This window comes from Nonomuraea sp. NPDC049758 (genome assembly GCF_040674635.1).
Lineage (GTDB): Bacteria > Actinomycetota > Actinomycetes > Streptosporangiales > Streptosporangiaceae > Nonomuraea.
Genome location: NZ_JBFAMZ010000013.1, coordinates 243579 through 265884, shown reverse-complemented (window position 1 = coordinate 265884; position 22306 = coordinate 243579). Strand labels below are relative to the sequence as shown.

At 72.6% G+C, this 22306-nt stretch carries 25 protein-coding genes; 9 read left to right on the top strand and 16 right to left on the bottom strand.

All coding sequences use genetic code 11. From position 1 onward, the window contains the following. The first annotated feature begins 213 nt into the window (after positions 1-213). Entirely contained in the window at positions 214-1104 is an 891-nt protein-coding gene (locus AB0J46_RS31655; protein ID WP_364337859.1) for an alpha/beta hydrolase, read from the top strand. Between the two features lie 13 nt (positions 1105-1117). Next, positions 1118-2023: an oxygenase MpaB family protein gene (locus AB0J46_RS31650; RefSeq protein ID WP_364337858.1), complete on the top strand. Its 906-nt coding sequence runs from the start codon at positions 1118-1120 to the stop codon at positions 2021-2023. A 14-nt stretch (positions 2024-2037) separates the two neighbouring features. On the opposite strand, the gene AB0J46_RS31645 is transcribed toward AB0J46_RS31650, so the two are convergent. The 4 genes from AB0J46_RS31645 to AB0J46_RS31630 form a co-directional block, all read right to left on the bottom strand. After that, the gene (locus AB0J46_RS31645) at positions 2038-2955 is read right to left on the bottom strand and encodes a PD-(D/E)XK nuclease family protein (RefSeq protein ID WP_364337857.1); all 918 of its coding nucleotides are present in this window, start codon (positions 2953-2955) and stop codon (positions 2038-2040) included. Then, positions 2956-3675 carry an MBL fold metallo-hydrolase gene (locus tag AB0J46_RS31640; protein WP_352352854.1) on the bottom strand — a complete coding sequence of 240 codons (720 nt, stop codon included), beginning with the start codon at positions 3673-3675 and terminating at the stop codon, positions 2956-2958. Between the two features lie 11 nt (positions 3676-3686). Next, a complete protein-coding gene (locus tag AB0J46_RS31635; protein WP_352319244.1) occupies positions 3687-4301 on the bottom strand; it encodes a MarC family protein in 615 nt (204 codons plus the stop codon). A gap of 82 nt (positions 4302-4383) precedes the next feature. Then, entirely contained in the window at positions 4384-5010 is a 627-nt protein-coding gene (locus tag AB0J46_RS31630; RefSeq protein ID WP_364337855.1) for a DUF6758 family protein, read from the bottom strand. 74 nt (positions 5011-5084) lie between these two features. Here AB0J46_RS31630 and AB0J46_RS31625 point away from each other — a divergent pair, with 74 nt between their 5' ends. Next, the gene (locus AB0J46_RS31625; protein WP_364337854.1) at positions 5085-5486 is read left to right on the top strand and encodes an NUDIX hydrolase; all 402 of its coding nucleotides are present in this window, start codon (positions 5085-5087) and stop codon (positions 5484-5486) included. Here AB0J46_RS31625 and AB0J46_RS31620 read toward each other — a convergent pair. Further along, positions 5470-8409 carry a hypothetical protein gene (locus AB0J46_RS31620; RefSeq protein ID WP_364337853.1) on the bottom strand — a complete coding sequence of 980 codons (2940 nt, stop codon included), beginning with the start codon at positions 8407-8409 and terminating at the stop codon, positions 5470-5472. The genes AB0J46_RS31625 and AB0J46_RS31620 overlap by 17 nt on opposite strands. 506 nt (positions 8410-8915) lie before the next feature. Next, positions 8916-9842 carry a CPBP family intramembrane glutamic endopeptidase gene (locus AB0J46_RS31615; RefSeq protein WP_364337852.1) on the bottom strand — a complete coding sequence of 309 codons (927 nt, stop codon included), beginning with the start codon at positions 9840-9842 and terminating at the stop codon, positions 8916-8918. 189 nt (positions 9843-10031) lie between these two features. Between AB0J46_RS31615 and AB0J46_RS31610 the strand changes: the two genes are divergently transcribed. Together AB0J46_RS31610 and AB0J46_RS31605 are read left to right on the top strand one after the other, a co-directional pair. Continuing rightward, positions 10032-10733 (top strand): hypothetical protein, encoded by a 702-nt coding sequence (locus tag AB0J46_RS31610; protein ID WP_364337851.1) that lies wholly within the window; start codon positions 10032-10034, stop codon positions 10731-10733. Further along, the gene (locus tag AB0J46_RS31605) at positions 10730-11275 is read left to right on the top strand and encodes a DUF6529 family protein (protein WP_364337850.1); all 546 of its coding nucleotides are present in this window, start codon (positions 10730-10732) and stop codon (positions 11273-11275) included. The genes AB0J46_RS31610 and AB0J46_RS31605 overlap by 4 nt, the downstream gene beginning before the upstream one ends. Here the strand turns inward: AB0J46_RS31605 and AB0J46_RS31600 are convergent. The 6 genes from AB0J46_RS31600 to AB0J46_RS31575 are packed head-to-tail and all read right to left on the bottom strand — an operon-like array spanning position 11265 to position 15140. Continuing rightward, positions 11265-12197: a CoA ester lyase gene (locus AB0J46_RS31600; RefSeq protein ID WP_352352861.1), complete on the bottom strand. Its 933-nt coding sequence runs from the start codon at positions 12195-12197 to the stop codon at positions 11265-11267. The genes AB0J46_RS31605 and AB0J46_RS31600 overlap by 11 nt on opposite strands. Before the next feature lie 60 nt (positions 12198-12257). After that, on the bottom strand, positions 12258-12854 hold the full coding sequence (locus tag AB0J46_RS31595) for a sulfite oxidase-like oxidoreductase (protein ID WP_364337849.1): 597 nt from the start codon (positions 12852-12854) through the stop codon (positions 12258-12260). Between the two features lie 2 nt (positions 12855-12856). Further along, entirely contained in the window at positions 12857-13126 is a 270-nt protein-coding gene (locus AB0J46_RS31590) for a DUF6510 family protein (protein WP_352319227.1), read from the bottom strand. A gap of 10 nt (positions 13127-13136) precedes the next feature. After that, complete coding sequence (locus AB0J46_RS31585; RefSeq protein ID WP_364337848.1) at positions 13137-13862, bottom strand: ferredoxin reductase; 726 nt, start codon at positions 13860-13862, stop codon at positions 13137-13139. After that, positions 13832-14443 (bottom strand): molybdopterin-dependent oxidoreductase, encoded by a 612-nt coding sequence (locus AB0J46_RS31580; RefSeq protein ID WP_352319223.1) that lies wholly within the window; start codon positions 14441-14443, stop codon positions 13832-13834. The genes AB0J46_RS31585 and AB0J46_RS31580 overlap by 31 nt, the downstream gene beginning before the upstream one ends. A gap of 55 nt (positions 14444-14498) precedes the next feature. After that, the gene (locus AB0J46_RS31575) at positions 14499-15140 is read right to left on the bottom strand and encodes a hypothetical protein (RefSeq protein WP_364337847.1); all 642 of its coding nucleotides are present in this window, start codon (positions 15138-15140) and stop codon (positions 14499-14501) included. A gap of 52 nt (positions 15141-15192) precedes the next feature. On the opposite strand from AB0J46_RS31575, the gene AB0J46_RS31570 reads away from it, so the two are divergent. After that, on the top strand, positions 15193-15561 hold the full coding sequence (locus AB0J46_RS31570) for a hypothetical protein (RefSeq protein WP_352319219.1): 369 nt from the start codon (positions 15193-15195) through the stop codon (positions 15559-15561). Positions 15562-15594: 33 nt separating this feature from the next. On the opposite strand, the gene AB0J46_RS31565 is transcribed toward AB0J46_RS31570, so the two are convergent. Further along, positions 15595-16545, bottom strand: a complete 951-nt coding sequence (locus AB0J46_RS31565) for an EamA family transporter (protein WP_364337846.1) — start codon at positions 16543-16545, stop codon at positions 15595-15597. Positions 16546-16650: 105 nt separating this feature from the next. On the opposite strand from AB0J46_RS31565, the gene AB0J46_RS31560 reads away from it, so the two are divergent. Together AB0J46_RS31560 and AB0J46_RS31555 are read left to right on the top strand one after the other, a co-directional pair. Next, positions 16651-17853, top strand: coding sequence for a CBS domain-containing protein (locus AB0J46_RS31560; RefSeq protein WP_358294611.1), 1203 nt, complete (start codon positions 16651-16653; stop codon positions 17851-17853). Then, a complete protein-coding gene (locus AB0J46_RS31555; RefSeq protein ID WP_364098742.1) occupies positions 17843-18310 on the top strand; it encodes a DUF1003 domain-containing protein in 468 nt (155 codons plus the stop codon). Before AB0J46_RS31560 ends, AB0J46_RS31555 begins: the two co-directional genes overlap by 11 nt. Here AB0J46_RS31555 and AB0J46_RS31550 read toward each other — a convergent pair. Further along, the gene (locus AB0J46_RS31550; protein WP_364337844.1) at positions 18294-18755 is read right to left on the bottom strand and encodes a MarR family transcriptional regulator; all 462 of its coding nucleotides are present in this window, start codon (positions 18753-18755) and stop codon (positions 18294-18296) included. The genes AB0J46_RS31555 and AB0J46_RS31550 overlap by 17 nt on opposite strands. Positions 18756-18915: 160 nt before the next feature. Here AB0J46_RS31550 and AB0J46_RS31545 point away from each other — a divergent pair, with 160 nt between their 5' ends. Further along, positions 18916-20055 carry an Mrp/NBP35 family ATP-binding protein gene (locus AB0J46_RS31545; protein WP_358294384.1) on the top strand — a complete coding sequence of 380 codons (1140 nt, stop codon included), beginning with the start codon at positions 18916-18918 and terminating at the stop codon, positions 20053-20055. 68 nt (positions 20056-20123) lie between these two features. Here the strand turns inward: AB0J46_RS31545 and AB0J46_RS31540 are convergent, their stop codons facing one another. Together AB0J46_RS31540 and AB0J46_RS31535 are read right to left on the bottom strand one after the other, a co-directional pair. Next, positions 20124-20489, bottom strand: coding sequence for a sec-independent translocase (locus AB0J46_RS31540; protein ID WP_358294385.1), 366 nt, complete (start codon positions 20487-20489; stop codon positions 20124-20126). An 87-nt stretch (positions 20490-20576) separates the two neighbouring features. Further along, positions 20577-22289, bottom strand: coding sequence for a trypsin-like peptidase domain-containing protein (locus tag AB0J46_RS31535; RefSeq protein ID WP_364337843.1), 1713 nt, complete (start codon positions 22287-22289; stop codon positions 20577-20579). Positions 22290-22306: the final 17 nt, after the last annotated feature.

Here is a 22306-nt window from a genome sequence, read left to right as displayed (position 1 = left end):
CCTCACGGACGCACCGCACGACATATGCGCCCTCCAGGCATCGCAGGACCCCAGAGGCCGCCTCAGAGCCCGCCACGCCCCACTGGGGGTGAGGACGTCGCCCACCCGCCTCCGGAGCGTGAAAGCCGCAAAGCTCACAACTCGCCACAACTCGCACCAGGGTCGAAGCTTTGCCGGTGTCGAGGCGCTGACCTCTGGGTATTGTTGCCCCACGTGAGTACGCCGCGATTCCTCGACCTGCCACCCGGTGTGACGCCGCAGAAGCTCGAAACGCCCCATGGCGCGTTCGCGGCTCTGGAGGCGCTTCCGGTCAGCGGCGTGGTCGAGCGCTGGCCCGCCCTCCTGGTCCCCGGCCTGACCGGCAGCAAGGAGGACTTCATCGCGGTCCTGATGACCCTGGCCCAGTCCGGCCGCCGGGTGGTGGCCGTCGACCTGCGCGGCCAGTACGAGACCCCGGGCCCCGACGACCCCGCCGCCTACACCTGCGCCGCCCTCGGGGCCGACGTCGACCTGATGGCCCAGGCCATCGGCGGCGGCGACCCCGTCCACCTGGTGGGCCACTCCTTCGGCGGCCTGGTCGGACGGGAGGCCGTGATCGACGGGCGCACCCGGTTCGCCTCGTTCACGCTGATGAGCTCGGGCCCGGCGGCCATCGAGGGCAGGCGGGCGCGCAACGGCCGGGAGATCATGGAGGAGATCCCGGCCCTGGGGCTCGAACACCTCTGGCACCACCGGATGGAGCCCGAGGCGCTGGCCGCCGACGTCTCCGACGAGATCCTGGCGTTCCTGCGCAGGCGGCTGCTGACCAACTCCCCCACCGGCCTGGCCCGGATGGCCGAGCAGGTGCTGCACGCCGACGACCGCACCGACGAGCTGCGCGAGATCGAGATCCCCACCCTGGTCCTCTACGGCGAGCACGACGACGGCTGGTCGCCCGAGACCCAGTCGGAGACGGCCGCCCGGCTCGGCGCCGACTGCGTGGTCGTGCCAGGCGCGGTCCACTCCCCCGCCGTCGAGGCGCCGGAGACGACGGCCGCCGCGCTGGTCAGGTTCTGGAACGCGGCCGAGAAGCACTATTTGGACACAAGGTCCAACGCCATGTAATCATTCACTTACTATGACGGACGAACTCGTCGTCCAGGCGCCGCGGAGCGCGACCTGGCAGGTGCATCTCGACCGTTCGATGTGGGTGGGCGGCGTACGCGGCCTCATGTTGCAGGCGCTGCACCCGCTGGCCATGCTCGGCGTCTGGCAGAACTCCACCTTCCAGGACGACCCCTTCGGCCGCCTGCGCCGCACCGCCGACTTCGTGGGCCGGGTGACGTTCGGCAGCCCGGCCGAGGCCGACGAGATCGGCAGGCGGGTGCGCGGCATCCACAAGGCGCTGCGCATCACCGATCCGCGCACCGGGCGCACGCACCGGGTGGACGACCCGGAGCTGCTGCTGTGGGTCCACTGCGCGGAGGTGTCGTCGTACCTGGAGGTGGCCAGGCGCGGCGGGCTCGGGCTGAACGAGCGGCAGGCCGACCGCTACCTGCGCGAGCAGCGCAGGAGCGCCTCCTACGTCGGGCTGCACCCCGAAGACGTGCCGGGCTCGTGCGCCGAGATGGACGCCTACTTCAAGCAGGCCCGGCCCGCCCTGCGGGTGACCGAGGAGGCGGCGGCGACCGTGCGGTTCCTGCTGTGGCCCCGGCTGCCGCGCGAGCTGCGCATGTTGTCGCCGGGCAAACCGGCCTACTTTCCCTTCGGCGCGCTCTGCTACTACACGCTCCCGGAGTGGGCCCGCCGCATGTACGGCGTGCTGCCCGAGGTGCCCCCCGCGACGGTCACCGCGGCGCTGAAGGCGTTCCGGCTGGGCATGAACGCGCTGCCGGAGCCGGTGCACGACCGGGCGTTCATGCCCTCGACGCGGGCGATGCTGGCGGGCGCGCGGGCCCGGCTCGGCGCGGCCGGCTACGACGTCAGCAAGGGGCTGAAGGGCCTGACCGACCCCCGTCGCTGGCCGGCGGCGCGGGCCGCCTGACCGCTTCGCGGGGATCAGTCGGCCAGGCCGTCCCAGGGGTTGCGGTCGGAGCCGGCGGCCTGGCCCTCCGGGCAGTGGCGGCGGAAGTCGCACCACGAGCAGAGCGGGCCGGGGCTGGCGGCGAACACCGTGTCGAGCTCGGCGGGAACCTGCGCCGGGCCGACGACGGGACGCTCGCCCGCCCCCCGGCCCGCCGCGGAACGCTTGGTCGAGGTCGGGGCGCCCATCACGGCGCGGTAGCGGTCGTCGGCGGTGGCGGCCTCGACGGCGATCTCCTCGGCGCGGCGCAGGTGCCGGCCCAGCGACTCGTCGGTGTGGCGCCACTCGACGATCTCGCCGGTGGGCAGGTGGTGCAGCTCGACCGCCCGGCACGGCGTGCGCATCATCGTGGAGGCCGCGATGGCGTACGTGGCCAGCGCGAGGGACGAGCGGGCGTCGTCCTGGGTCAGCGGGCGGCGGCCGGTCTTGTAGTCGACCACGACCAGCTCGTCGCCGCGCCGGTCGAGCCGGTCGATGCGCCCGGACAGCGCGACCACCTTGGTACGCGTGGCGACCGTGCGCTCGACGCCGACCGGATCGTCCGCGGGATCTAAGGTCGTGACATATCCGGACACGAGGTCGCGGGCCCGGCCCAGCCACTCGGCCGACTGCTCGGCGTCCCTGAACCCCTCGGTGATCCACCCGTTCGTGAGCAGGACGGCGGCCGTCAGCGGCGTGCGCCGCTCGTACGGCTCACGCCACCACGCCGCCAGCGCGTTGTGCACGCTGGCCCCGACGCTGTTGTGCGCCCAGGCGGGCCCCTTGGAGGGCTGCGGCCGGTCCAGGTAGGTGAACCGGTAGCGGCGGCGGCAGTCGAGCCAGGTGTTCAACCGCGACGGCGTGCACGCGTAGAGCCGCCGCGGCATCCCGTCCAGCGGAAGCTGGTCGTACACCTACTCGTCGCCGGGGCCGAGCTTGATGCCGGAGACCCTGGTGCCGTCGGTCAGCGGGCCCTCGTCGTCGCGGGCGGCGGCCGGGTCGCGGGTCAGCGAGCCCGACACCCAGTCGTCGAAGTGCGGCTCCAGGTCGCCGACGGTGACCTCGTCACCGTGGTTGGCCAGCACCCGCGTGTCGGCCGGCAGCGTGAACAGCCGGCCGCCGATCGAGGTGAGCTGGTCGGCCAGCGCCGGGTACTCGCCGCCGAGCTTGCCCGGCCCGTCGGCCTGCAGGGCCTTGCCGGTGAAGACGGCGCCCAGCGCCTCGCAGTAGAGCGAGATCCCGCCGGGCGTGACGCCGGGCGTCTCCATGACGTCGAGCTGGACGTCGGCGACGCCGAAGACGCCGTCGTCCTCCATGTCGATGTCGGGCCAGGTCTCCCGCCAGGTCTCCCGCCACAGCGGTTTGTCCTTGGGGTGCAGGGCGACGACCGCCTCGTCTCTGCTGGCCACCTCGATGGCCGCGCCGACGTGGTCGGGCAGGCCCGCGGTGCAGATGACGGCCAGCACCTCACGCTCGCCGACCTGCTCAAGGATCTTCTCGGCGTCACGCGCCGCGTCGATGACGATGACTTCGTCGTCGTCACCGATGATCCAGGTGTTGTTCTCGACCTTGTGCTCGGTGCCGTCGATGTCGACGACGCCCTCGGTCACCACTCGCTCGATACGCGCTGTCACGCTTCCGAACTTTAGCCCGTCTGCATGAGAGCGCGAATCGCGTTGATGATGAGTTGCACGGCGAGCGCCGAGAGCAGCAGGCCGGCGATCCTGGTGACCAGCTCCACGCCGTTCTCCTTGATGACGCGGATGATGCTGACCGAGAAGCGCATGAACAGCCACAGCAGGATGTGCACGGCCGCGATGGCCAGCATCAGCGCGGCCAGCCCGTCGGCGCGTCCCTCGGCCTGCTGGGCGAAGACGATGGTCGCCACGATCGCGCCGGGCCCGGCCAGCAGCGGCGTGCCGAGCGGCACCAGGGCGACGTTGACGTTCGAGCGCACGGTGTCGGTGCGCGGCTCGGCCGTGCCGCGCAGCAGCTCCAGGGCCACCAGCAGGAGCAGCAGGCCGCCGGCGATCTGCATGGCGGGCACCTCGACGTGCAGGTACGACAGGATGGCCCGCCCGAACACCGCGAACACCACCACCAGGCAGAACGCCGTCACCGCGGCCTGCCAGGCGATGCGCCTGCGCTCGGCCGGGGTGCGGCCGAAGGTGTAGGCGAGGAAGAGCGGGATGACGCCCGGCGGATCCATGATCACGAACATCGTCACGAACGCCTCGACGAAGAACCTGACCCCGGACACCGCTCCCCCAACCGGCCGCCCGGGGGAGGCGATCCTGTGCTCAGCTCCGCGCCCGGCCCGCCAGGCGCTCGATCTCCGGCCCTCAGTCTTCCAGCAGCGGCGAGAACCCGCCGAACGGCACCTCGAACTCGCGGTCGCGGGCGTCCTGGAGGGACAGCTCGGCCAGCGCGATCATGCAGCCGGCCTCGGCGGGCCAGGCGATGGTCCACAACCAGTTGCCCAGCGCCTCACCGGCGTAGACGGCCCGGTCGTCGATGCCGGCCAGGCACCACATCGCCGTGGGATGACCCAGCACCTCGATCTTCGCGTTGGGCGGCCCGGAGTCGAACCCCTCGCCGGGGTCGGGACCGTCGAGCCCCGCGAACGTCGCGCCGAGCCCGACGCCCGGTTCCTCGGCGATGACCAGCAGGTCGGCCGGCCCTTCGATCGGCGAGGGCCCGCTCAGCGCGACCACGCTGGCCCGCGAGCCGGTACGGTCGTCGCCGACCTCGCCGAACCCGGTCACCATCCAGCCGGGCGGCAATGGCCAGGGCAGCCACACGGGCACCACCGAGCGTTTCCGCATGGCCTCCAGCGATTCGCCCGTGGGCGGTCGCGGTGGCTGGTACGGCAGGACGTCGCCGTGCGTGTCGCAATGGAACACACCGGACAGGGCGCTCGACCCGTGAAGCGGGCCGAAGCACCTTGGGCAGGTAGGAGCCGCTCTCACAGCTACCCACGGTGCTTCCTCCGGCACGGTCGCGTCAAGACCGGGACCCGTTATCCCGTCGTAATCTTGGTCATGTGCGCGTAAATTGTGTCGGCGCGATCATTTTCGACGCCTCTGACCAGCTTCTTCTCATCCGGCGCGGCCGCCCGCCGGGCAAGGGCCTGTGGTCGCTCCCGGGCGGCCGGCTGGAGCCCGGCGAGAGCGACGCGGCCGGCGTGCGCCGCGAGGTCATGGAGGAGACCGGGCTGCGCGTCGAGGTGGGCCGCCTGGCCGGCACGGCGGAGCGTCCCGGGCCGGGCGGCGTCACGTACGTGATCCGCGACTACCTGGCGACCTGCGCCGGCGGCGTGCCCGTGGCCGGTGACGACGCCGCCGACGTGCGCTGGTGCGGCCCCGACGAGCTGGCGCTCCTGCCGCTCACCGAGGGGCTGCTCGGCTGCCTGACCGAGTGGGGCGTGCTCACCGGCTGGCGGTGAGGCTGGAGGTCCACAGGATCAGGTGGTCGGTGTCGTACGTCGTGGACCTGCCGAGCGCCACCACCTCCGTGCCGCTGATCGCCACGGCCGTCAGGGCCTGCATGCCGAGGCCGGAGAGCCGGTCCCTGGTCAGGGCCATGCGGTTCCACGACAGGCCGTCCTGGGAGACCCAGGCCGCGCTGTCGCCCTCGCCCGGGACGCCGTGCCAGCCGACCGCCACCAGGCCCTGGTCGCCCGCGGCCAGGTCGTGCACGGCCGCCGCCTGGTCCGCGGGCAGCCAGGCCGTCGTCCAGCTCTCGCCGTCGTCGTCGGAGACGGCGGAGAAGGCGCGGCGTGAGCCGTCCGTCACGGCCGTGCCGATCGCGACGAGCTTGTCGTGGTACGTCGTGACCTGCCGCAGCCCGGCCGACGTGGCGTCCGGCGGGGTGACCCGTTTGCGGGCGCTCCAGTTCACGCCGTCGTCGGAGAACCAGACCACGCTGTTCTCCCGGTCGGCGGTCCCCGACCCGCCGACCGCGACGTAGCCGCCCTGGGTCGCGATCACGTCGTGGACGCGTACGCCCGAACCGCCCTGGGGCAGCTTCCTGGACCGGGTGTACTTGCGCAGGTCGGGCGTGAACCACATGGCGGCGGCCACCGAGCCCGCCTGGTCGTGGGACTCGCCGGCCAGCACGTACCCCTTCTTGCCCGCCGCCACGGCGTGGGTGTCCAGGTAGGGCCGGTCGCGGTCGCGGGCCAGGTCGCCGGAGGCCGGCACGCGCCGCCAGTTCTCGCCGTCGTCGGAGGTGACGAGCAGGGGGTCGGTGACGGCCAGGTTCGTCTGGGTGCTGCCGGCCGCCAGCCAGCCGCGAGCGCCGTGGGCGACGTCCTCCAGGATCTGCCTGCCGGGGCCGCCGAGGCTCATCGACTTCCAGCGCTGCCAGTTGCTGATCGTCCACAGGCCGGCGTCGCCGGAGGCGGCGCCGACCGCGACGTACCGGCCGCCGGCGGCCGCCAGGCGGGTGGTCTCGCGCGAGACCCTGGTCAGGCCCTCGACCTGGGCGAGCTGGACGCGGGAGGCGGCGCCGCGCGGCGGCGCGGTCATCAGCACGAGCTGGTTGTCGACGTCGGAGGCGGCCTGGTCGCCGCCGGCGAACAGGGTGCCGCCGTCGGAGATCGTGAACCCGCGCAGCGTGGCGCCCGCCAGGTCGCCGAGGTCGGCCCGCTTGGCCCAGCCGCGTCCGTCGGCGCTGGTCAGGACCGAGTACTTGCCCAAGGTGGCCTGGCTGATCGCGGCCACGCCGGACCGGTAGGAGACCAGCGACTCCACCCCGGGGCTCTCGCCGCTCAGGCCGCCGATGGAACCGCACTGCGACCACTGGGCGCCGGTGGGCGAGCAGTAGACGCGTACGCCGCCGTCGACCGTACGCTGCCTGGTCGGCACCAGGACGAACCGTTTGGGCAGCACGGCCACCGTGCCCGTGCGCGGCTCGGCCTCGGGCAGCTGGAAGCCGGTCGCCTGCCAGCCGCGTCCGCCGTCGGAGGAGCGCAGCACCCGCGAGCCGCTTCCGTCGGCCGGGCGGCCGACGGCCACGACCGTGTCGCCCTGGGCGACGACCGCCCTGATCTCCTGGACGTCCAGCCCCCTGGTCTCCACGCGCTCCCAGGCCCGGCCGTCGGACGAGCGCCAGGCCGCCGGGGCGGGGCCGCCGTCCCCGGGCGTGGCGCCGACGGCGACGAAGCCGGAGGCCGTCCTGGCGATGTCGTAGATCTGGTCGCCGGGGCGGAAGGCGGCCATGCCGGTCGCGTTGACCGTCGTCCAGCTGAAGCCGTCGACGCTGGTCCACAGGCCGCGCTCGCCGGACGGGCCGTCGCCGCCGCTGGCCAGCCAGCGGCCGTCGCCGCCGACCACCCGCTGGACGATGGGCGTGGAGGCGCCGCTCACCTGGCCGAGCTGCCAGTGCTTGCCGGCGTCGGGCGAGAACAGGAAGAGCGGGCGCGGGGTCGGGCTGGTGGTGTCGCTGCCCACCGCGACCACCGCGCGGCCGACGGAGACGATGTCGTTGAGCTTCTGGTTGGTGCCGACGCCGGCGGCCGGGACGGTGAAGAGGTCGTCCCCCGAACGGCCGGTGCCGGCCTCCAGGCGCAGCCCGGTGGCGTCGGTGTCGCTCCAGCGCCACACGAGCACCCCTGCGGCCACCAGGAGCGCCAGGGCCATGGTGAGGGCTATGGGGGCGGCCCTGCTGCCCCGGTGCACGGGGCTGGACCTGCGTACGGCGGCCGGGGCCGGGCCCCTGTGGTGCCTGCCGCCGGCGCCGGGGCGCGGCGGGCCGGTGGCGACCAGCAGATCCGGTCTCGTGGGCCGCCCGCCAGGCGGCCGGCCCACCCGCCGGACCTCCGTGTCCTCCTCACCGGCCGCCGCGGGCTCGGCTTCCCGGCCCCCGGGATCGCGGGACTCGGAATCGTCGGACTCGGGGTCGTGCGGTCCATGGGGCTGGGATTCGGGGTCGTGCGGTCCGGTGGCCCGGGATCCCACGTCGTGCGGTCCTCGCGCCTGGGGGCCGGGGGTTTCCGGCTGCGCGGGCGGGGGCTGTGTGGCGGGGGCGGGGGCCTCGTCGGCCGGGAGCGGCAGGTGGTAGGGCGGCTCGCGGTAGGGGCCCGCGGGGGGCGTGCCCTCCTGGGGGCCGTCGGCGGGCGGGGCCGGGGGCCCGGATGGGGGCTCCGACGGGGAAGCGGCGGATGGGGGCGCAGGGGGCGGGGGCGCGGCGGGGGGTTCCTGGCGGGGCGGGCCGCCGGCGACGAGCTTGTCCGGGCGGTTGACGATGCGCCGGGGGCGGCGGCGCGGCTCGACCTCGGGCTCGGCCGTCGGCGAGCTGTACGGTCTGCGCCCCTTGGGCGGCTCCTGCGGCGATTCCTCCGGGATCGGGGACGCGAACGGCGGCATGCCCCAAGGGGAGGTCAAGGGTAAGCCCCGGGCCCGGTCGTCGGTGGGCCCGGGCGGGGAGTGGCGGATCCTGGGCTCCCCGGAAGAGGCCCGGGCCTGCTCGGAAGAGGCCCTGGGCTGGCCGGGAGAGGTTCCGGGCTCCTCCCGGGAGGGGGGTTCCGCGGCGTCCTCAGGACGCGGGTCGTCGTCGTCCGGCGGTCGCCGTGGCGGATCGCTGGGGCCGGAGGCCACGCGCCGCACCTCCTAGTCGAACTCGTCGTACAGGTGGAACCCGTCGAATCGGACCTGGTCAACCGGGTTGCGCGGGGAAACGGTGAGCGAACGGGCCGTTTCTTTACGGACCGTTCCACAAATCCCGTCCCACCTTATGCGCCTATTTTCTACCCCGTCCCACCAAAACGATCACCTCCGTGACGCCCTCGCCTGTCCCACAGGAACCAGACCAGCATGCCTGAGCCGGATTGGCGAGACCTCTCTAGCGAGATTTCCGGAACCACTCGCCTGATTTATCCAGAAATAACACTAATTGCCCGCTTTTTGGATATATAGAACACACCAATCGCATACACCGCGAGCTGCACCACCGTTCCCGACAACGCCTGCCACGGGATGGGCGTCTTGCCCTGGTCCAGCGCGTCCTCCAGGCTGCCCGATGCGGCGCTGAGCCCGAAGGCCAGCATGTTGTTCATCACGTGCAACGCGATCGGCGCCTCCAGCCCCCCGGTCCGTACGGCCAGCCAGCCCATCACCGCGCCGAAGGCGAACACGTCGAGCAGCCCCACCCACGAGTAGCCGTGCAGCGACGCGAACAGCAGGGACCCGATGAGGATCGCCCACACCGGATTGCGCACGTGCACGCCGACCGCCTGGACGAACCAGCCGCGGAAGATGTACTCCTCGGTCGCCGCCTGGAACGGCACCAGCAGCACGATCACCACGAGGGCGGGCAGGAACCGCCCCCAGCCGACCCAGCCGAACAGGTCGGAGTACCCCTCCCCCGTCAACGACAGGGCCATGACCTGCGCGATCTGGCCCAGCACCAGCGCCAGCACGGCCAGGCCGAGGCAGCGCAGCAACCAGGACCAGCGCAGCCGTCCGGCGACCGACGACAGCGTGCCGGGCCTGCGGCGCTGGACGAGCGCGGCGGTGCCGAAGACGAGCGGCAGCACGGCCGCGATCGACAGCAGCACCATCACCAGCCCGAACACCGGATCGCCGAAGATCTGCCCGGGGGCGGTCGGGGCGGGCAGGCCGAGGATCAGCTCGGCGGCCTTGCCCACGAGCAGCACGCCGGTACCGACGACGAAGAACCCGACGCCCACGAGGATCGTGCCGACGACGGCCCGCCACGGCTCGTTCGCCGGAGTGCGGGCGAGATGGTCGTAACGCGCCCCCTGCGGCGTCGGCAGGAACCAGGACCGCGGCTGCGGCACGGGCGGCGGCCCATAAGGATAGACGGGCGGCCCAGGCGGCTGACTGCCATATGGCGGATTCGGTCCAGGGTTCTCCTGCATCCATACATTCTGTCTGCCGGGTGAGCATTAGTTCACAGACGACCCGCCCCTTTGGGCGGATGCTCGGAGTCGTACGGCATTTCGCCCTTCCGACTTTGGGAGCAGTCCATGTCAAGGCTGGGACCTTTCATCACCCTGGCGGCGGGCGCGGTCCTGGCCGCGGGGCTGGGCGTCGCCAGCGTCACCGCGGCACCGGCGGCCGACACCGCGCCCACCACCGACACGGCCGCGGCGGGATCCCCCACCGAGGCCGCCGCCGCGCCGTCGCCGTCCGTGTCGCCGTCCGCGTCGCCCGCGCCCACCGAGGCCGCGAAGATCCCCAAGGCCGACTACGGCGGGTACGTGAAGGGCAACGGCGGCCTGATAGCGCTCTCCGTCCGCGACGGCAAGGCCGTCGGCTACTTCTGCGACGGCAGGTCGGAAGCCTGGTTCAAGGGCGGCGAGGCCGGCGGGAAGGCCGTGCTGAAGGGCCCGGGCACGGCCCGGCTGACCGCCACGCTCGGCGACGGACGCGCCAGGGGCAGCCTGTCCGTCGGCGGCGGGAAGTGGACGTTCACCGCGCCCGCCGTGGTCCGGCCGTCCGGGCTGTACCGGGCGACCGCGCAGGTCAGAGGCGCGAAGCTGCGAGCGGGCTGGATCCGCGTCCCGCGTCCCGGCGGCGGCTACGACCAGGTCGGCGCCGCGTTCCTGGGCCAGGACCAGGTGGAGATCCCCCGGCTGGACGCCGGACGGCCCACCACCCCCGTGACCGTCGCCGGCGCCACCGTCCTGCCGAAGGACGTGGACGGCTTCATCGAGGAGATGCAATGACCGCCATTCACCGGTCCTCGCACCGCACGGCCGCGGTGCTCCTGATCCCGCTGCTGGCCGGCGGCCTGGTGGCGCTGGGGCTCGGCGTGTACGGCCGGGCGCACACGCCCACGGGGTTCGCGATCGGCCCGGCCGGGTTCTCCGGCGCGCTGCCGATGAAGGCGTGGCTGACGACCGGGGCGTTCGCGCTGGCGATCGTCCAGGTGGTCTCCGCGTTGTCGATGTGGGGAAGGCTGGGGATCGAGCTGCCGGACGGCGTCCACCGCTGGTCGGGGCGGCTGGCCTTCCTCCTCACGATCCCCGTCGCCTTCCACTGCCTGTACGCCCTGGGCCTGCAGTTCGACGTGCCGCGCGTGCTGGCCCACTCGCTGCTCGGCTGCTTCTTCTACGGCCTGTTCACGGCGAAGATGCTGGCGCTGCCCAAGCGCGACGCGCCGGGCTGGACGTTGCCGCTGCTCGGCGGGCTGGCGTTCACGGCGCTGGTCGGGCTCTGGCTGACCTCGTCGTTGTGGTTCTTCACCGCGGTGGGCGTCAAGGTGTGAACGACTTCGTCCTCGCCAGACCGGCCGCCCTGCCCTTGGCGGCCACGACGAGCGCCATCTTGCGGGACGCCTCGTCGATCATCTCGTCGCCCAGCATGACCGCGCCGCGCCGCTCCACGGTGGTGTAGTGCTCGTACGCCTCCAGGATCAGCTCGGCGTGGTCGTAGTCGTCCTGGCTCGGCGAGAACACCTCGTTGGCCGCCTCCACCTGCAGGGGGTGCAGCACCCACTTGCCGTCGAACCCGAGCGCGGCGGCCCGGCGGGCGATCCGGCGGTAGCCCTCGACGTCCTTGATCTGGAGGTAGGGGCCGTCGATCACCTGGAGGTCGTGCATCCTGGCGGCCATCAGCAGTCGCATGAGGATGTAGTGGTAGGCGTCGCCCTCCTCGTAGCCGGGCGGCTGCTCGCCGACCACGAGGGTGCGCATGTTGATCGAGGCCATGAAGTCGGCCGGCCCGAACACCAGGGCCTCCAGCCTCCTGGACGACCCGGCGATGGCGTCGACGTTGACCAGGCCGCGGGCGTTCTCGATCTGGGCCTCGATGCCGATGCGGCCCACCTCGTAGCCCATCGACCGCTCGATCTGGGTCAGCAGGGTGTCGAGCCAGACGACCTCGGTCGGGTCCTGGACCTTGGGCAGGATCAGGCAGTCGAGGAACTCCCCGGCGCCCTCCACGACCTCGATCACGTCCCGGTACGTCCACATCGTGGTCAGGTCGTTGACCCTGACCGCGCGGGTCCTGCCGGTCCAGTCGCCCTCGCGCAGCGCGGTCACGACGTTCTTGCGGGCCTCGTCCTTGGCCAGCGGCGCGACGGAGTCCTCAAGGTCGAGGAAGACCTCGTCGGCGGGCAGGGTCTGGGCCTTCTCCAGGAAGCGGGGGTTGCTGCCCGGCACGGAGAGCACGGAACGACGTGAGCGCATGCGCCCACGCTAACGGCTGCGGGGCGGCCCGCGGCAGGCGTCCCCCGTCTATGGGCACGATCAGCTGTTCCAGTAGCGCTGCTCGCGCCACGGGTCGCCGTGGTTGTGGTACCCGGCCCGTTCCCAGAAGCCGGGCCGGTCGCGGTCGAGCAGGCGCAGGCCCTTCACCCATTTGGCGGACTTCCAGAGGTACAGGTGCGGGACCAGCAGCCGCGCCGGGCCGCCGTGCTCGGCGGGCAGCGGGTCGCCGTCGAAGGTGTGGACGATCCACGCCCTGCCGCCGCGCAGGTCGGCGAGCGGCAGGTTGGTCGTGTAGCCGCCGTGGCAGTACGCCTCCGCGAACTCCGCCTGCGTGTCCACGTCGTCGAGCAGGACGTCGATCGACACGCCCTGCCAGTCGGTGTCGAACTTCGACCAGCCGGTGACGCAGTGGAGGTCGGTGTGCGGGGCGCTCTGGGGCAGGTCGAGCAGCTCGTCCCAGGTCCAGACGCGTTCCCGGCCGGCCTCGGTGACCAGGGTGAACGTCCAGCCGGCGGTGTCGACCCGGGGCGTCGGGCCCGCGGACAGCACGGGGAAGCCGGGGGTGAGGTACTGGCCGGGCGGCAGGCGGTCGTCGTGCCCGCCGCGTCCCTTGAAGCCCTTGGAGACGACGGCCACGGTCAGCCACCTCCCTGCACGGGCGTCTCCAGCAGGCCGAGGCCCGGCATCGCGGCCATCATCCGGCCCGGTGCCTCCACGAGGGTCATGAGCACGTTGTCGCAGTTCGGGCAGCGCAGCACGGTGCCGGGGGCGGGGCCGTACACGGTGGCCTCCCCCAGCGGGCCGTTCATGCCGCACTGCGCGCAGACGCCCTGGGCCGCCGTCATGTCCCGGCCGAAGAACTGGGCCAGCGGGCCTGCCGCGGCGTTGCCGTCCACGGGTTGTTGCATGGTGTCTCTCCTAGCCGTACCGCTCGGTGCGGATGTCGGTGGGCGGGTAGCCCAGGGCGGTGAGGATCGCGGCGACGTGCTCGACGAACGCGGTCGGGCCGCAGACGTAGGCCAGCGGCTCGTGGGCGGGCGGCCAGGCCAGCCGGACCAGTTGCGAGCGGTCCACCCGGCCGACGGGCTCGGGCCAGTCGGTGGGGGCCGAGCGGGTGTAGACGAAGGTCACCTCGGCGCCGGCGGACTCCAGCTCGTCGCGGTAGATCACCTGGCCGGGGTCGCGTACGGAGTAGACGAGCCGTACCGGGGTGCCGTCGCCCAGCCGGGCGCGGTGGCGCAGCATCGAGCGCAGCGGCACCACGCCGGACCCGCCCGCGACCAGCAGCAGCGGCCGCCGCTCCGGCATGGGCTCCCACACGAAGTAGCCGCCGATCGGGCCGCGCACCTCCACCTGGTCGCCGGGCTCGGCCACCTCCACCAGGTACGGCGACACCTCGCCCCCCGGCACCCCGACCACGGTGATCGAGGGCCGCTCGCCGGGCGCGCCGGCCAGCGAGTACGCCCGGGTCGCCTGGTAGCCGTCGTCGGCCGTCAGCCGCACGTCCACGTGCTGACCGGCGCGGTGTCCCGGCCAGCCGGGCACGTCGAGCAGCAACGTACGCGTCTGGTCGGTCTCCGGGACGACCTCGGCGATCGTGGCCGGCTGCCAGGTCAGTCGTCGTAGTACCGCTGTTCCCGCCATGGGTCCCCGAAGTTGTGATAGCCGGACCGCTCCCAGAAGCCTGGGCGGTCCTCGTCCATGAGCCACAGCTCGTGGATCCACTTGGCGCTCTTCCACAGGTAGTGGGCGGGCACCAGCATCCGCACCGGGCCGCCGTGCTCGGGCGGGATCGGCGCGCCCTCGTAGGCGTAGACCAGCCACGCCTTGCCGTCCACGATCTCCTCGACCGGCAGGTTGGTGGCGTAGCCGCCGTAGCTGACGGCCAGGGCGTACCCGGCCGCCCGGTCGGCGCCGGTCAGCAGCCGGTCGAGGGACACGCCCGTCCAGGTGGTGTCGAGCTTGCTCCAGTGGGTGACGCAGTGGATGTCCACGGTGATCTGCTCGGCGGGCAGCGACAGCAGGTCCGTCCACGTCCAGGTGGGCTCGCCCGCGCCGCCCCTGACGGTGAACGACCACCGCTCGGTCCGGATGTGCTGCGTCGCCCCCGCGGTGAGCACCGGGAAGCCCTCGGCCAGGTACTGCCCCGGCGGCACCCGCCCGGCCAGCTCCGGCCGCGGCCGCCGGAAGTGTTTTCCGGCGAAGCCGCGTGAGACGATCCCCATGAATGCGGTTCTCCCCGACAGAGCACCCGGCGGACACCAGAAAAGGGCAAAGTGTTCAGCCGGTGACTCCGTGGGCGCGCAGGCGGGCGATCAGGCCGTCGATGCCGCACGGCTGGTTCCAGCCGGTCGAGGAGAAGATCTCGTCCCTGCCGCCGACGGCCCGGCCGCCGGGGTCGTCGGTCACCTCGTGCAGGATCACGCCCTGCGGGGGCGTCGACCAGGCGAGCGGGCGTCCCTCGACGACCTTGCCGGTCGGTCTGGCGCGGTTCATGAACAGCAGCACCCGGGTGCCCGGGGGCACCGCGCGGGCGAAGTCGGCCACGTTGTGGACCGGCGTGCCCGCGTCGTCCACCGCCGCCCCTTGGTAGAAGGCGACGTCCGCGACGTCCGCTGCGGCGCCCTTGAGCCGCTCGCCGACCTGGGTGCGCATGAGGACGTAATGCGTGCGGTCCCCCGGGATGCCCTCCTCGACCACGGGCCCGGCGACCCAGCCCGTCACATGGCCGGTGACGACGGTCTCCACCTTCCCGGCCAGCGCCTCGGGCGTCGGGGACGCCGGGTAGTCGTACACGGTCTGCCGCAGGACGCGCGGGTCCAGCGGGCCCGTACGGGCGGAGGCCCCGCACCCGGACGGCGGTTCCGGACCGGCGGCGCCGCAGCCCGCGACGAGGAGGAGCACGAGGATGAACGACCGCATACCGATGGAACGCGCGCGGGCCCCGAGCGGTTCGGAGGGTTACAGTCTGATCGTGAGCGACGACATCGCGGCCATCGAGGAGGGCGCCAAGAAGTCCGGCATCCTCTGGCTCGCCCTCGACCGCCCGCGCCTGGCCTGGCACGCCTGGCACGACGGCGCCATCTACCTCGTGACCGGCGGCGGCGAGCAGGACCTGCCGGGGCTCGGCGCGCTCGACCGGGTGCGGGTGACGCTGCGCAGCAAGGACAACGGCGCGCGGCTGGTGGAGTTCGACGCGGCGGTCTCGGTCGTCGACCAGGCCGCGGCGGCCGACGCCGTGGCGGTGCTGGCCAAGGAGCGGCTCAACGCCCCCGACAGCGAGCACCTGACCGAGCGCTGGGCCCGCGACTCGACCGTCCTGCGCCTCACACCGGAACGCTGACGCTCAGCCACGCCCGGCCCGCGGCGGCCGGGCTCACACCTGGGCGGTGATCTCGGCCGGCCGGTCCGGGGCGGGGGCCGGTCCGCCGCCCGAGGTGGCGGTCTGGGCGAGCAGCGCGCCGCCGAGCACGATCAGCCCGCCGACGATCTGGAACACCCCCAGCGTCTCGCCGACCAGCGCCCACGCGACCACCGCGCCGCCGATGACCTCCAGCGAGGCGACCGTCGCCCCCACCGCCGCCGACAGCCGCCGCACCATGTTCATGCTGAGGATGTACGCCAGCGCGGTCGCCACCAGCACCAGCCACAGGTACGCCCCCAGCACCGGCAGCGTCGTGCCGCCCTGCGGGGCGACGGAGACCGTGAAGGCCTCCCAGGGGATGTCCCAGGGCCGCGCGAAGGGGATGAGCACGACGGCCGAGCCGACCATGCCCCAGGCGACGAGGCCGAGCAGGTCGATGTCGGGGCCCATGCTGTCGCCCATCAGGAAGTACCCGGCGCAGCACGCCCCGGCCAGCAGGCCGAGGAGCAGGCCGACCGCGTCCAGGCGCATGCCCTGCCACGCCTCGACGACGATCGCGAGGCCGACGAACGCGATCACCGCGCCGACGTACGCCGCCCCGGCCAGGCGTACCTTGCGGACGAGCCTGACCCAGGCCACCACCATCACCGGCGCCATGAACTCCAGCAGCAGCGCGATCCCCACCGGCAGCCGGGTGATGGCGACGAAGTAGAGCGACTGCACGCCCGCGACGGCCATCACGGTGTAGAGCCCGAGGAACGGCAGCCGGGCCCGCGGGATGCGCAGGGCCCGCGGCTTGACCACCGCCAGCACCGCGACCAGCAGCAGCCCGGCGCCCGCCATCCGGGTCCAGACGGCCTCGACCGGCGCCAGCCCGGCGGTGATGAGGTACTTGGCCATCGGCCCGGAGAACGCGAAACAACACGACGACACGAATGCCAGTGCGAGCCCCGCCAGCCTCATGGTGTACCCCTAGTGCCCAGTAATCAGCGTTAAATGCGTTTGATACTGACATGCCAGGCAACCGGGGCGCAACGGCGTCTCACTGTTAGCCTGGCCCACGTGAAGATCTTCGTGGCCCGGCTGGCGGGGACCCCCGTCTTCGACCCCACGGGCGATCAGATCGGCCGGGTCCGCGACGTGGTCGTGGGCCTGCGCATCACCGGCAACCCTCAGGTGCACGGCATGGTCGTCGAGGTGCAGCCGCGCCGCCGGGTGTTCCTGCCGATCACCCGCGTGCGCCGCATCGAGGCGGGCGCGGTCGTCTTCACCGGGCGGCTGAACATGCGCAGGTTCGAGCAGCGCGCCTCGGAGACCCTGGTCATCGGCGAGGTGCTCGACCTGCCCGTGCGCGTCGGCGACGAGCCCATGACCGTCTACGACGTCGCCATGGAGGAGACCCTGCCGTCCCGATGGGAGATCACCAAGGTCGCGCTCTTCAAAGGCCGCCGGCGCGAGCCCAGGACGGTCGGCTGGACCGAGGTGTCCGGCTTCGACACCCTGCAGAAGGACCAGGGCGCGGCCGGGCTGATCGCCGCGTTCGAGTCCCTGCGCGCCGCCGACATGGCCAGCGCCCTGCACGAGCTGCCCAGCAAGCGGCGCATCGAGATCGCCCGCGAGCTCGCCGACGACCGCCTGGCCGACGTGCTGGAGGAGCTGCCGCCCGACGACCAGATCGGCATCCTCGGCACCCTCGAACCCGAACGGGCCGCCGACGTCCTGGAGGAGATGAGCCCCGACGACGCCGCCGACCTGCTGCACGACCTGCCCGAGGACCAGGCGGCCAGGCTGCTGGCGCTCATGGAGCCCGGCGAGGCGGCCCCGGTGCGGCGGCTGCTGACCTACGCCCACGACACCGCGGGCGGCGTGATGACCAGCGAGCCGGTCGTCCTGCCGCCCAACGCGACGGTGGCCGAGGCGCTGGCCCACATCCGTCAGCAGGACCTGCCGCCCGCCGTCGCCGCCCAGGTCTACGTGACCAGGCCGCCCACCGAGACGCCGACCGGCACGTACCTGGGGGTCTCGCACTTCCAGCGGCTGCTGCGCGAGCCGCCCTCGACGCTGCTCGGCCGCGTGCTCGACCCCTCGCTCGACCCGATCAGGCCCGACTTCACCCTGCGCCAGGTCCACGCCTTCCTGGCCAACTACAACCTGGTCGCCGCCCCGGTCGTGGACGAGCTGGGCCGGCTGGTCGGCGCGGTGACCGTCGACGACGTCCTCGACCACCTGCTTCCCGACGACTGGCGCGAGGGGGACGACCGTGACCATTGACCGGCTCGACCAGCCTCGGGCGCTGCGCCGCTCGCTGCGCCCGCACTACGACCCCGAGGCGTTCGGCCGCCTCTCGGAACGCATCGCCCGCTTCCTCGGCACGGCCCGCTTCATCGTCTACATGACGGTGTTCGTGGCGATCTGGGTGATCTGGAACGTCGCCGCTCCCCCGGCGCTCAAGTGGGACCCGTACCCGTTCATCTTCCTCACGCTGATGTTGTCGCTCCAGGCCAGCTACGCCGCGCCGCTCATCCTGCTCGCCCAGAACCGCCAGGACGACCGCGACCGCATCCAGTACGAGCAGGACCGCGAGGCCGCCGACCGCAACCAGGCCGAGATCGAGTACCTCACCCGCGAGATCGCCGGCCTGCGCCTGGCACTCAACGAGGTCGCCACCCGCGACTACCTGCGCGCCGAGCTCGGCCGGCTGCTGGAGGAGCTCAACAAACGTCAGTGACGTCGAGTCTGGCCAGCAGCGCCCGCACCTCGCCGAGGTCGCCAGCGCCCAGCAGGTCGAGGAACTGGTTCTTGACCCCGCGCAGGTAGGTCGGCGTGGCCTCGGCCAGCCGCGCGGCGCCCGGCTCGGTCAGCACCGCGAACAGCCCGCGGGCGTCGTCGGAGCACGCCTCCCGCCCGACCAGCCCGTGGCGCTGCAACCGGTCGATCAGCCTGGTCAGCCCGCTGCGCGAGAGCAGCACGCGGCCGGCCAGGTCGTTCATGCGCAGCCGCCGCCCCGGCGCCTCGGCGAGCTGCGCCAGCACCTCGTACGAGGCCAGCGGCAGATCGTGGGCCACCAGCAGCTCGGCCTCCAGGCGGCGGGCGATGCGCACCTGGGCCCGCTGCAACATCCGCCAGACCGCCAGCTCCTCGGCGGTGAGCCCCTCGTCGCGCAGCAGAGTCACGCAGTAACCTTAGACGTTGTTGCACAGACACCTAACAGCGCGGATTAACTGAGCGGCGCCCCTGGTTCATACCATTGAGGGGCATTTCTCACTGGCTTTCAGCGCCTGTCACACATAGACCGACTAAGGAGGGACGGCACTCCCTCGTGCCGAGACTTCGATGGCACCAACCCAGGAACAGGTGACGGCCGCCCTCGCCACCGTCATCGACCCCGAGATCCGTCGCCCGATCACGGACCTCGACATGGTCAAGAACATCGAGATCGCCCCCGACGGCGCGGTCCGGGTGGGCGTCTACCTCACCGTGTCAGGCTGTCCGATGAAGGACACCATCACCCGCGACGTGAAGACGGCGGTCGGCAAGGTCGGCGGCGTGACGGACGTCCAGATCGAGCTCGACGTCATGAGCGCCGAGCAGCGCAAGACCCTGCAGACCAAGCTGCGGGGCGACCGGGGCCCGGAGAAGGAGATCCCGTTCAACCAGCCCGGCTCGCTGACCCGCGTCTTCGCCGTCGCGAGCGGCAAGGGCGGCGTGGGCAAGTCGTCGGTCACGGTCAACCTGGCCGCCGCGATGGCGTCCAACGGCCTCAAGGTCGGCATCGTCGACGCCGACATCTACGGTCACAGCATTCCTCGCATGCTGGGCGCCGCCGAGCGTCCCACCAAGGTCGAGGACATGATCATGCCGCCGTCGGCGCACGACATCAAGGTCATCTCCGTCGGCATGTTCAAGCCCGAGGGCAACACGCCGGTCGTGTGGCGCGGCCCGATGCTCGACCGGGCGCTCCACCAGTTCCTGGCCGACGTCTACTGGGGCGACCTCGACGTCCTGCTGCTCGACCTGCCGCCGGGCACCGGCGACATCGCCATCTCGGTGGCGCAGCGGCTCCCGTCGGCGGAGATCCTGGTCGTGACCACGCCCCAGCAGGCCGCCGCCGAGGTGGCCGAGCGGGCCGGCTCGATCGCCGCCCAGACCCACCAGCAGATCGCCGGCGTCATCGAGAACATGTCCTGGCTGCCCTGCCCCCACTGCGACGAGCGCGTGGCCGTGTTCGGCGAGGGCGGCGGCCAGACCGTCGCCGACGCCCTGACCCGCACGCTGGGCGCCCGCGTCCCGCTGCTCGGCCAGGTGCCGATCGACCTGCGCCTGCGCGAGGGCGGCGACGAGGGCAAGCCGCTGGTGCTGACCGACCCCGACTCGCCCGCCGCCGCGGAGCTGCGCAAGATCGCCGCCGGTCTGAGCAAGCGCTCCTCCAGCATCAAGGGCATGCAGCTCGGCCTCGCGCCCAACCGTTCCTGACCCGCTCACGCGAAGACGGGCCCGCCCAGCGGAAGCTGGGCGGGCCCGTCGCGCGTCTGCAGGGTGTGTCAGGTGGCCTCGGAGTCGTAAGGGGGCAGCTCGCCATAGGCGAGCTCCGAGGGCGGCTCAGCGGCGTCGTAGGACGCGACGGCGGCCGGCTCCAGATCTTTGGGGCGGCCGTTCCAGTCGTCCTCCAGCTCGTCGAGGAGGTGCTTGCGGACGAAGTTCTTCGGGTTGAGGTCGGCGGGGTCGAAGTTCTGGAACTCCGGCCCGAGGCCCGCCCGCAGGTCGTCGCGCGCGTTGTTGGCCATGCGCCGCAGGTTGCGCAGCGTCTTGCCCGCCTGCGAGGCGGCCTGCGGCAACTTGTCAGGACCGAAGACCAGGAGCGCGATGACGATCAGCGCTCCGACCTCCATCCACCCGAGTCCGAACACCGTACGCTCCTACCCGCAGTCCGCAATCCTCTCCACAGACTAAAGGCTCCAGCCCGTGGCTGAACCGTCCCCCATGGGTCATATCACTCAGGACGGGGTGGGAGCCGGCTGATCGTCGGCGACGACGGTCAGGGTGGCGGTGCGTTCCGCTCCGGCGCGCTGGTACTTGATGGTGATCTTGGCGCCCGGCGCCTTGCTGCGGATCAGGGCGATCAGCTCGTTGCCGTCCTGCAGCGCCAGCCCGTCGACCTCCAGGATGACGTCGCCCGCCTTCAGCCCGGCCTTGTCGGCGGGGCCGTTGGCGTCGACCGGCTGGCGGCCCTCGGCGGGCTCGGAGGCGATGCGCACGCCCTGGCCCTTGTAGTCCTTGTCCAGCACGATGCCGATCTTGGGACGCTTGGCCTTGCCCGTGGTGATCAGCTCCTCGGCCACCCGCCGCGTCTGGTTCACCGGGATCGCGAAGCCCAGGCCGATGCTGCCGCTCTGGCTGTTCACCGAACGACTGAGGGTGGCGATGGCCGAGTTCACCCCGACCACCTCGCCCCGGCCGTTGACCAGCGGGCCGCCGGAGTTGCCGGGGTTGATGGCGGCGTCGGTCTGGATGGCGCTGATGTAGGCGGGCTCCTCGGTGGCGGCGCCCGTCTCGTCGCCGGCGATGACCGGCCGGTTGAGCGAGCTGACGATGCCCGTGGTGACCGTGCCGCTGAGGCCGAGCGGCGAGCCGATGGCGATCACCGGGTCGCCCACCACGACCTGGTCGGAGTTGCCGAGGGTGATCTCCGGCGTGCCGAAGGTCTCCTCGGGCTTGACCACGGCCAGGTCGGAGCCCGGGTCGCGGCCGACGATGCGGCCCGCGGTGGTCTTGCGGTTGTTGAACATGATCTTGATCTCGCCGCCCTTGGCGGCCATGGCGACCACGTGGTTGTTGGTCACCACGTAGCCGTTCTTGATCAGGAATCCGGAGCCGGAGGCGCCCTCGGTGTTGGTGCCGTTGCCGACCTCCAGCGAGACCACGCTGGGCAGGACCCGTGCGGCCACGCCGGCCACCGAGTCGGGCGCCCTGTTGGTCGCGCCCGTCGGGGCCGGGCCGAGGCTGTAGGAGGGGTCGGTGCCGCTGCTGCCCGACCTGGTCAGCAGGTACGTGCCGAGGCTGCCGAGCACGGAGGCCACCAGCGCGATGGCCACGGCGATCGCGATCAGCGCGCCGACGTTGAGTCCGCGCCTGGGCAGCGCGCCCGCGCCGGGCCCGCCCTGGGGCGGGGGCGCCCAACCCGGGCCCATGCCCAGGGCCTGCCGCGGCGGCGGCGGGTGGTTGCCGCCGTACGCGCCCATGAAGGGCGGCGGCTGCATCGGCCGCGGCCCGGTGTCCGCCGGCCCGAAGGACGGGGTGTCGTAGGCCCGCGTGCCGCCAGGGCTCTCGAACGGGCTCTCGAACCCTCGCGGCCCGGCGGGGCTCTCGAACGACGGGCCCTCGTACGCCCGCGTGCCCCCGTCGTGCGGCGGCACACCATCGGAACGGCCCGGCGGCTCGTACGGCGACGCCGGGCTCTCCGAACGACTCGGCGGCTCGTAAGCCGACACCGGGCTGTCGGAGCGGCCCGGCGGTTCGTACGGTGACACGCCCGGGGTGTCGGAGCGGCCCGACGGGTCGCCCCAGGACGCGCCGAACGAGGCGGGCGGGTCGGACCGGCGGTCCGCCTGCTCGCCCGGCTCGTCGGCGGGCAGGAACTCCGGCCGCCCCTGTGGCTCGGGGAAGTCCGACGTCGTGCGTCCTTCGCCCGGGCGCGTCTCGTCGGTCATCTACGTCTCACCACTCC

Bases quoted from the DNA above. Each gene is read 5' to 3' on its own strand.
- AB0J46_RS31650 (WP_364337858.1), top strand. From the start codon at position 1,118: ATGACGGACGAACTCGTCGTCCAGGCGCCGCGGAGCGCGACCTGGCAG.
- AB0J46_RS31620 (WP_364337853.1), bottom strand. From the start codon at position 8,409: ATGCCGCCGTTCGCGTCCCCGATCCCGGAGGAATCGCCGCAGGAGCCG.
- AB0J46_RS31610 (WP_364337851.1), top strand. From the start codon at position 10,032: ATGTCAAGGCTGGGACCTTTCATCACCCTGGCGGCGGGCGCGGTCCTG.
- AB0J46_RS31605 (WP_364337850.1), top strand. From the start codon at position 10,730: ATGACCGCCATTCACCGGTCCTCGCACCGCACGGCCGCGGTGCTCCTG.
- AB0J46_RS31600 (WP_352352861.1), bottom strand. From the start codon at position 12,197: ATGCGCTCACGTCGTTCCGTGCTCTCCGTGCCGGGCAGCAACCCCCGC.
- AB0J46_RS31590 (WP_352319227.1), bottom strand. From the start codon at position 13,126: ATGCAACAACCCGTGGACGGCAACGCCGCGGCAGGCCCGCTGGCCCAG.
- AB0J46_RS31585 (WP_364337848.1), bottom strand. From the start codon at position 13,862: ATGGCGGGAACAGCGGTACTACGACGACTGACCTGGCAGCCGGCCACG.
- AB0J46_RS31580 (WP_352319223.1), bottom strand. From the start codon at position 14,443: ATGGGGATCGTCTCACGCGGCTTCGCCGGAAAACACTTCCGGCGGCCG.
- AB0J46_RS31575 (WP_364337847.1), bottom strand. From the start codon at position 15,140: ATGCGGTCGTTCATCCTCGTGCTCCTCCTCGTCGCGGGCTGCGGCGCC.
- AB0J46_RS31565 (WP_364337846.1), bottom strand. From the start codon at position 16,545: ATGAGGCTGGCGGGGCTCGCACTGGCATTCGTGTCGTCGTGTTGTTTC.
- AB0J46_RS31545 (WP_358294384.1), top strand. From the start codon at position 18,916: ATGGCACCAACCCAGGAACAGGTGACGGCCGCCCTCGCCACCGTCATC.
- AB0J46_RS31535 (WP_364337843.1), bottom strand. From the start codon at position 22,289: ATGACCGACGAGACGCGCCCGGGCGAAGGACGCACGACGTCGGACTTC.